Source organism: Streptomyces cellostaticus (assembly GCF_023630175.1).
GTDB lineage: Bacteria > Actinomycetota > Actinomycetes > Streptomycetales > Streptomycetaceae > Streptomyces > Streptomyces cellostaticus_A.
Genome location: NZ_JALLIN010000088.1, coordinates 1 through 7,954 on the forward strand (window position 1 = coordinate 1; position 7,954 = coordinate 7,954).

Annotated in this window: 6 protein-coding genes and 1 pseudogene; 4 read left to right on the top strand and 3 right to left on the bottom strand. The window is 68.5% G+C overall.

Features of this window, described 5'->3' with window-relative positions:
• Nucleotides 1-192: 192 nt before the first annotated feature.
• Nucleotides 193-561 (top strand): nuclear transport factor 2 family protein, encoded by a 369-nt coding sequence (locus tag MXD57_RS30790; protein WP_250405494.1) that lies wholly within the window; start codon nucleotides 193-195, stop codon nucleotides 559-561.
• A 196-nt stretch (nucleotides 562-757) separates the two neighbouring features.
• Here the strand turns inward: MXD57_RS30790 and MXD57_RS30795 are convergent, their stop codons facing one another.
• A complete protein-coding gene (locus MXD57_RS30795) occupies nucleotides 758-2,236 on the bottom strand; it encodes a nucleobase:cation symporter-2 family protein (protein ID WP_250405495.1) in 1,479 nt (492 codons plus the stop codon).
• Between the two features lie 783 nt (nucleotides 2,237-3,019).
• Between MXD57_RS30795 and MXD57_RS30800 the strand changes: the two genes are divergently transcribed.
• Both MXD57_RS30800 and MXD57_RS30805 read left to right on the top strand, forming a co-directional pair.
• On the top strand, nucleotides 3,020-3,214 hold the full coding sequence (locus tag MXD57_RS30800) for a hypothetical protein (protein ID WP_250405496.1): 195 nt from the start codon (nucleotides 3,020-3,022) through the stop codon (nucleotides 3,212-3,214).
• Entirely contained in the window at nucleotides 3,211-3,792 is a 582-nt protein-coding gene (locus MXD57_RS30805; protein WP_250405497.1) for a shikimate kinase, read from the top strand. The genes MXD57_RS30800 and MXD57_RS30805 overlap by 4 nt, the downstream gene beginning before the upstream one ends.
• Nucleotides 3,793-5,259: 1,467 nt before the next feature.
• Here the strand turns inward: MXD57_RS30805 and MXD57_RS30810 are convergent.
• Both MXD57_RS30810 and MXD57_RS30815 read right to left on the bottom strand, forming a co-directional pair.
• A pseudogene (locus MXD57_RS30810) lies at nucleotides 5,260-5,715 on the bottom strand (helix-turn-helix domain-containing protein); the annotation flags it as partial.
• Nucleotides 5,716-5,812: 97 nt separating this feature from the next.
• Nucleotides 5,813-6,241 carry a GAP family protein gene (locus tag MXD57_RS30815; protein ID WP_250405498.1) on the bottom strand — a complete coding sequence of 143 codons (429 nt, stop codon included), beginning with the start codon at nucleotides 6,239-6,241 and terminating at the stop codon, nucleotides 5,813-5,815.
• Nucleotides 6,242-6,537: 296 nt separating this feature from the next.
• On the opposite strand from MXD57_RS30815, the gene MXD57_RS30820 reads away from it, so the two are divergent.
• On the top strand, nucleotides 6,538-7,884 hold the full coding sequence (locus MXD57_RS30820; RefSeq protein WP_250405500.1) for a S28 family serine protease: 1,347 nt from the start codon (nucleotides 6,538-6,540) through the stop codon (nucleotides 7,882-7,884).
• Nucleotides 7,885-7,954 lie beyond the last annotated feature (70 nt).

Consider the following 7,954-nt stretch of genomic DNA (forward strand, 5'->3'; position numbering starts at 1 on the left):
AAGCGCTTCCGTGGTCGCCGCTTCGATGCCGTCATCGGCCAACAGGTCCCGCGCCGCCATCACGATCCTGCGCCGAGTGGCCTGCCTGCGCTCTTCTTGGGTCGCCATGCCCCCCCAACTTTACAGACTGCCTGTCGGTAACTCGTGTCTGCACGGGAAACCGGCAAGCTGTCTGTAAGTGGAGGGGTGTCCATGACCCGGGAACCCGCAGCCTTCGCCTCGTATCTGGCCGCCTGGAGCGAGCAAGACCCCAGCCGCATCCGTCGGCATCTTGACCTGTCCGTGGCCGAGAACGTTCTCTTCATCGATCCGGCGAACACAACCGTGGGCCCCGACGAGCTCGAGACTCTGATTCGGGGCACACGCGTGAAAGTGCCGACGGCCACGTATCACCGTGTCAGCGGAGTTGACGGACACAATCGAATGTGCCGGTACCTCTGGGAAGTGCGGGTCGACGGGCAATGCGCGATGCATGGCATGGATGTGACCACCCTCGGCGCCTCCGACCGGATCGAGAGCGTCTACGGCTTCTTCGGAGACTTCCCGGCTTCTGGCTCGTGACAGAGCCAAGAGGTCGTTTTCCCCCGTCGTCCCATCCCGGAGCTGGCGTTTGATCCGTGGATGCCGGAATCTTCAGCCCCCCAGCAGGGCAGTTGGCTCCTGCCATCCGCGGCTGGGCGGAAGAGTCGCACGCCGACGGCAGTGACCCCGGCCGGGCAGCGGCCCGGCCGGGGCACCCCTTGGGAGGTAGCAGGGGTCAGGCGGTCGGCGCGGAGACGGCTTCGGTCGCGGCCTGACCCGAATCGGTCGGGGTGACTGCCACGGGCCCCTCATCCTTGGCCAGCCCGTTGAAGATCAGGTTCAGCACGATGGCAGCCGTCGCACCGAGCGTGACACCGCTGTTCAGCAGGGAGGAGAGGTCGGCGTTCATGTGCTTCTCGAAGAGCACCGGAACCGTGGCCGGCAGTAGGGCGAAGGCCAGGGACACACCCACGACCAGCGCGTTCTTCTCCTCTCTGAGGTCGACCTTGGCCAGTGTCTGGATGCCGGCCAGGGCGACCATCGCGAACATCACGGTCGCCGCTCCGCCAAGCACTGCGTTCGGTATCGAGGCGACAACAGCGGCGGCCTTGGGCAGCAGCCCCAGGACGATCATGAAAACGCCGGCGGCGACCACAACGAACCGGCTCTTGACCTTGGTCATCCGAACCAGCCCGACGTTCTCCGCGAACGCCACGTACGGGAAGGAGTTGAGGATGCCGCCGAGGGCTGTGGCCGCGCCGTCGGCGCGCAGGGCACGTGCCACGGTTTCGCTGTCGACCTTCTTGTCGACGATGCCGCCGACCGCGTAGGTGTCGCCGGTCGTCTCGACCATGGTGATCAGCATGACGATGAGCATGAGGAGGATTGGGAACCACTGGAACTTCGGCATACCGAAGTGGAACGGCGTCGTGACCCCGATCCAGTCCGCTCTGCCCACGTCCCCGAAGTGCACGTCTCCGAGGAGGTAGGCCGCGACGGTGCCACCGACCAGGCCGAGCAGGATCGCGATGCTGGAGAGGAACTGCTTGCTGACCCTCATCAGAACGAGGATGAAGAGCATCGTGCCACCGGCGTAGGCAAAGTTCTTCGGGTCACCGAAATCCGGGCTGCCGAGCCCTCCGGCGGCGTCGTTCAGGCCCACCGGAACCAGCACGATGCCGAGAACCGTGATGACCGTACCCGTCACCACAGGCGGGAACAGCCGCATCACCGTCCTGAACGCCTTGGCGGGCAGCCAGGCGAAGGCGAAGGTCGCCAGACCTGCCGTGATGACAGCGCCGTAGACCACCAGCAGGGCTGCGGTACCGCCCCCGGCACCGAGCCCGATGGCGATCATCGGCGACACGGCGGTGAAGGTCACGCCCTGGATCAGGGGCAGCCGTGCGCCGATCCGGCCGATCCCCCATGCCTGGATGATGGACGCGATTCCACAGGTGAACAAGTCCGCGTTGATCAGGTAGACCAGTTGTTCCGTGCTGAGCTTCAGCGCACCGCCCACGATGATCGGTACGATCACCGCGCCAGCGTAGAACGCCAGCACGTGCTGGAATCCGTAGAGCGCGAGCTTGGCAGCCGGAAGAACCTCGTCGACCGGGTGGGTGCTCCGTTCTCCGCGACCGGAGAGTAGGGCGACGACACGTGCCATCTCTGCCTTGCCTTTCAAGAGGTAGGTGAACGAGAAGGGCCTGGCCATCCCTGATCCGACGATGTCGTCGGCGGCCTCAGGGCTGTCCGTGGCGGTTCACGTCGTCGAAGTCTCACTGGTGACGGCAGCGGCATCTCGTCGTGTGGCCGAAATGAAACCCCCGTGAGCTGCGCCACGAATATTGGATACATGCACAAAATGTCGCCTCCCATCCCGCGATGATTCGCATGTTCGTCCAAAACCCGAGGTCGGACCAGGTACGGAAGCGGCCGCTGCCGTCCGACGGCCACGTCCGTCGAGGCCGGGAACACCGGTGTGCCCGGCTCGGAACCGCGGGTCGTACACCTCCGGCACGGTCGCAGAGCGGCGCCGTCGGGTCGGCCGGCAGGGCGGGATGAACCTCGGGTTGATCACGCTGGAGAGGACCGTGCCTGGTGAGTGCACCGCCGGGCTCGCGCTGCAACTGGTCGGGGAGTACCACGCGGGGAGCCCCAGGCGCCGGGCGGGCATCCATCGCCGCCTCGAGGATCGCTTTCCCGGCCAGGGAGCCGTCTTCATACCGCCGAAGAAGCCGAGGCCGGGGGCGCGGAGAGGGCGGTGGTCGGCTCGCCCGGCTGCGGAGCGGGCCCCGGGACGGCGGTCGTGCGGGTGCACGGGGCCGGAGTTGACGATGTTCTGGGGTCGGGTCGGGAGGCCGGCGATCCGGGGAGCAATGCCCAGATCCTGTGGATCGGGCTCGGGAGGGCGTACCTTCCCGAGTGATCGATCGACTGGTATCGAGTAGGACCGCGTTGCCGCGCGGGTCGGGAAGGCGCGCCCGTGCTTAGCGTAGTGAACGACGACGGCACCACCGTCAACGGCTCTTACCTGATCGATGAGATCGTTCGCGAGGGCGGCGGATACTGGCCGCCGCGCTGGAGGCCGAAGTCAACGTTCAATGCCCCTCAGCTCGTCGCCTTCGTCAGCGCTGGAGCCCGCGTTGAGCGCGGTCAGCTCGTTGAACGCGGTGAGGTGACCGCCGCGTGAACCAGTGTGCGCCCGCACAGGCACCATGGATGGTTCTGGTCGGCCCGGCCGGCGCCGGAAAGACCACACTCGGCCGGGAGATCGCGGCAAGGACGCAAAGAGCGTTCGTCGATCTGGATGCCGTCGCGGACGGGTTCTATGCGCAGGTGGGATGGAGCATCGCCAAACTCCGCGCTCGCATCGCCGTCATCGGGCGCCTCGCGGCCGAGGCCGAGTGGGAACCGGCCCGAGCACACGCCGTGGCATGTGCTGTCGCCGACCACCCTGACACCGTGATCGCGCTGGGTGCAGGTCACACCAGCTACACCGGCCACCAGCACCTGGCCATGGTTCGCACCGCACTGGGTCGCTGCCATGACGTGGTCCGCGTCCTGCCGTCCACCCAGCGCGAGATCTCACTGACCGTCCTACGGCGACGCTGCACGGCGGACAAGGGCCGATCCTGGATCATCGACGGACACGACTTCCTCGCCCACTGGCTCGACGACCCCGGCACCCAGCTGGTCGCGACACGGACGATCTACACCAGCGACGAGACTCCGGCCCAGACCGCAGCACGACTGCTCCGACGCAGCTGATCAAGGCAAGAGCGTCCCAACGGATCCACAGATATTGACAATTACTCGCTGGCGCGCCCACGGTGGGCCAGGCCACGCACCATGCGGCCAAGGCACGTCACACCGGCGTTGAGGCGGGCGAGGTCAACAGGTTGACGACGTGTCGAGTGACCTGGGCTCTCTGCCAGACCGCGGATCATGGCTCACCGCCCTTACTCCAGCCGTGAGCGCGCCCGCCGGCCTGGATCGAGCACTGCCGGCTGCGACGCCGCCCCTACGATGACGGTGTGACAGCTCGCCGCATCCTTGGCTCCGGTCCCCAGGCCGCGCACACCATACGCGCCGCCCAGGCCGACCTCCTCGACGCATTGCCTGGCGTCCACCTCCCGGACGTTACCGAGATGCGCGCCCGAGGCGTGCTCGGGGGACCCACGGCGACGGCTCCGGCCCCGCGGCGGACCCTTGGAGCCGGGGGCCGCGCCGACGAGGAGCCTCCCGCCTGAGTCGGCTTACCGGATGGGTTCGGTGTGCGCGCGAATCGCGTGTGCCGCAGCGAGCAGGGCGGCGAGCCGGTCGCCAACAGCGGCCGGCGGCCGACCTAGCAGGTCCTCTGGAGGCTGACGCCGCAGATATCAGGGCCCGCTAAGACACGGGAACGGGCGGTACTTCGAGGTCTGCACCGCTGTTGCCGGAACCCTGCACACGCCACGTGCCGTCGTCGAGCCGGTCAGAGCGCACCTGCACCAGCAGGGCGAAGTCCCCGTCGGGCCGGAGAGCCCCCTCGGTCCACGCGACTCCTACAAGGTTCGCGTCGTTCAGGTTCGCGCGGGTCAGGTCTGCGCCGGGTCTCAACATGGGTGCCTCCCTGGCTCCGGCGGCCAGCAGGACGCGCTTCCACCTGCCGGAGGCCCGGACGCGCAGCCAGGGCCGGGTTGGGCGGGCCGCGAGGGCGGCGCGTCCGAGCAGGGTGTCAGGAAGCGTCTTCACGGACCTCTTCCGGGCCGGGGCAGGCTGCTCCTGCAGCGGAAGCGCGGGCTGTGGGAGGACCGTGAGATGGGGGTCGGAGTCCCTGGCATTGGTGACTTCGACACCGGAGCGCAGACCGCGGATCGCTGCTTGGCCGCCGATGCCGAAGATGAAGGCAGGCCAGGGGCCGCTGATCTGCTCGTGCGCGGCGGCCGCCACCAAGGTCCCCAGCACCGCTTCGGCAGCCGCCACGAAGAGGCGCGGCCACACGTCACCGCCTTGGGCCCTCCCTCGGGTCCGCTTCCATGGCCACCGGCACCCGGCCGACACCACAGCGGCGGTGAAGGACATCACCGAGGCGGTTCCCCCACCGGCCAGACCCCAAAGGGCCGGATCCCACCCATCCATGCAACGCTGTCCGCTGCTGACGGTCGGCCGAAGTCGGGTCACACGGCGCGGGCTAGGCGAACAACCCCGTTGGCGCGCGTTGTCCACCTCTGGCAGGACCGCTGCGCCTATGCCGGCCGCCCACCACGAGCCTGCGGTGGGCCGGATTCCGAGTGGGCCGAACTCGTCAGAGGCGAAGAACCGGCCGGGGAAGCGGTCAAGGACCTCCTCGATCCGGTCCCGCTTCGCCTCGCGGTCCGGGTCGGGGGATTCCTTCCATGTCTTGGTGCGCTGGAAGATGACGCCGCGGCGGGCGAGCAGGCACCGTAACGCCTCACGGCCGATGCGGATGACCCGGCCGTGCACTTTCCGCAGGTAGGTGGCCGGCTCGCGCAGCGACCATCGAGTGAAGGGCTGGCCGAGCTCGGCCGGGCGGGTGGTGGCCGTCTGGACGGCGAAGTCCTCGTCGTCAGGCGTGAGCAGGCGGGGACGGCCCCCCGCCCATCGAGGGTCCAGACGGGTCAGGCCGATCTCGTCGAAACGGTGGATCACGTCCCGGACGGTGTCCTCGTCGGCCTGCACCAGCCGGGCAGTCCGCGACGAGGTGCAGCAGCAGCGGGAGCGCGACGGTGGCGGCGGCGACAGCCGTGAATACCAATACCGCGGTGACGGTGTCGACGGGCCCGGTTCATCGGCACCGATGGTCAGCCCAGCCCTCGCAGCCAGCAGGAGAATCGTCAGGTTGGCGGCCGACAGCAGGCAGCCCCAGCCGCAAGGCTCTGGCCGGGGTGGCGTCGGTCAGAGCCTGCATCCAGGCCGGGGCACCCCTCCTCCCTGAGCGCCACTGCCACAGCGCGACCAGGACGAGGACCGCGCCAAGTCCGACCTTGGTCCAGGATGCCCAGGCAGGGGTGCCCTCGCGCACCTCGATACCGGTGGCGAGAACGGCGAGTACGGCTGTGACAACAGCGATTCCGACCGCCCACCCCGTGAGGAAGGCGCCGGCAGTCGCTCTGGCCCGCTGGGTGAGCAGCAGGAGAATCGCCGGAACGACCGGGAATGGCGACAGCGCGATGCCCAGTGCGAGCGGTGTCACCTCACCGATCACGGTGCCCACTGGCCACCTCCTTGCCGTGACGCTTGACCAATATCCTCTCCGTTCGCATTGAGGAACATCAGACGGTCTCCGTGCGCCGACCTGGCCCTCGACGACCCGAAGCAGCTACCGCGTCACGAGCCGGAGAGAGGCTCGCGGAAGATCTCCCCCGCGCGGGGGAGAAGGTCTCCCCGTGCGGGGGATCTTGCTACGGCGCCCGAGCGCTGTACTGGAGCGGCTAGCAGGACGAGGAACTGACCGCCGCGCCGCTCGGGTACCCGGTGCCGTCGCGGCGGCCGCCGCACAGGAGGAATCACATGCACACGTGGACGAGACGGCGTCTTCTGACCTCGGCGGCGACCGCGGGCCTCGCCGTAACGGCGGCCGCACCCGCGATTGCTGCGGGGAGGTCCCGCACTCGCCTCCGCGGCGACATCCTGACCGCCCTGCAGGCCCTGCCGGGACTGAGGGTGATCGAGGAACGTCAAGGTGCCGAGGCGGGGTACCGCTTCTTCGTCCTCGGCCTGCTCCAGCCGTCCGACCACACCAACCCCGCGGCCGGGACCTTCGAGCAGCGCTTGACCTTGCTCCACACCTCCGTCGACCGCCCCACCGTCCTGTTCAGCACAGGCTATGAGGCATCGCTCACGCCCCGGCGGGCTGAACCGACCATGCTGCTGGGCGGCAACCAGCTTCAGGTCGAGCACCGCTTCTTCGGGACCTCACGCCCGGCGAACGCCGATCACTCCCTGCTGACCATCCGTCAGGCAGCCGACGACCACCATCGCGTCGTCCGCCTCTTCCGCCGGCTCTACCGCGGCGCGTGGATCTCGACCGGCAGCAGCAAAGGCGGCATGACCAGCGTCTACCACCGCCGCTTCCACCCCGGTGACGTGGACGGCACGGTGGCCTACTCGGCCCCGAACAACGTCGACGACCGTGACGACACCGCCTACGCGCGGTTCCTGGAGCGAGTGGGCAACGCGGAGTGCCGTGAAGCCCTGCGGACCGTGCAGCGGCAGGCACTGCTGCGCCGCTCCGAACTGGTCGCCCGCTACGAGTCCTGGGCCGCCGCGAGCAACACCTCGTTCCGCGTCGTCGGCAGCGCCGACAAGGCCCTCGAAATCGCCGTCCTGCGAGCTCCGTTCATGTTCTGGCAGCGCAATACCGTCGCGGACCGCGCCGCCATACCCGGGTCGGACTGCAGTGCCGACGAGCTGTACACGTGGCTGGACGACATCACGGGCCTGGCCCTCTACGCCGACACGGCACTGCAGCGCTACATCCCCTACTTCTACCAACTGGGCACCCAGTTGGGGTATGTCACTTTCCCAACCCGACACTTGTCCGGACTCCTGCGGTACCCGGACGCCGGCGAGCCCCGAACGTTCGTACCGCGCGACATCCCGATGCCTTTCGATCGTGACGCCATGCCGGACATCGACCGCTGGGTCCACCGCCACGGCAGCCGGCTGCTGTTCGTCAACGGCGCCCAGGACCCCTCGGTCGCCGAGTCCTTCCGGCCCGGCGTCAGAGACTCCCGCCTCCTGTGGGCGCCCGACGCCAACCACAGCACCGCGATCGCGGAACTGTCCCCCGCCGACCGTGCGGAGGCCATCGACATGCTGACCCGCTGGGCAGGGGGCATCTCACCCTCGGCGTGAAGAAGAAGGGCGCAGGGGTCGTCGACGTTCTCGCGAGCGTCAAGGGCATCGTCCAGGCAGGCGTCGGAGA